This window comes from Chryseobacterium taiwanense (assembly GCF_000813825.1).
GTDB lineage: Bacteria > Bacteroidota > Bacteroidia > Flavobacteriales > Weeksellaceae > Chryseobacterium > Chryseobacterium taiwanense.
In genome coordinates, this window is record NZ_JWTA01000022.1 from 1 (window position 1) to 504 (window position 504).

Sequence of the window (504 nt, forward strand, 5' to 3'; positions counted from 1 at the left end):
TATCCTTGGCCTAATAGGAAACACTCCTATGGTGAAGCTAAATACTGTTACAAAAGATATTCCTGCAACCGTTTATGCCAAGTTAGAATCATATAATCCTGGACATTCCACTAAAGATAGAATTGCACTTCATATTATAGAAAACGCTGAGAAAAAAGGCTTATTAAAAGAAGATTCTGTAGTTGTAGAAACTACTTCCGGAAATACCGGTTTTTCTATTGCAATGGTTTGCATCATTAAAGGATATAAATGTATACTTGCTGTAAGTGACAAGACAAAGCCAGAAAAAATAGCTTATCTGAAAGCACTTGGAGCTACGGTTTACATATGCCCTGCTAATGTACCTGCAGATGACCCTAGATCTTATTACGAAGTTGCTAAAAGAATCGCTTCAGAAACACCAAATTCAGTTTACATCAATCAATATTTTAATGAACTAAATATTGATGCCCACTACCAAACAACAGGACCTGAAATTTGGGAACAGACAGAAGGTAAGATCAC

General features: G+C 35.5%; 1 protein-coding gene. It reads left to right on the forward strand.

Annotation, left to right across the window (positions count from 1 at the left end):
• Nucleotide 1 precedes the first annotated feature (1 nt).
• On the forward strand, nucleotides 2–504 hold a 503-nt coding region (locus tag RM51_RS18585; RefSeq protein WP_039373158.1), incomplete at its 3' end, for a PLP-dependent cysteine synthase family protein.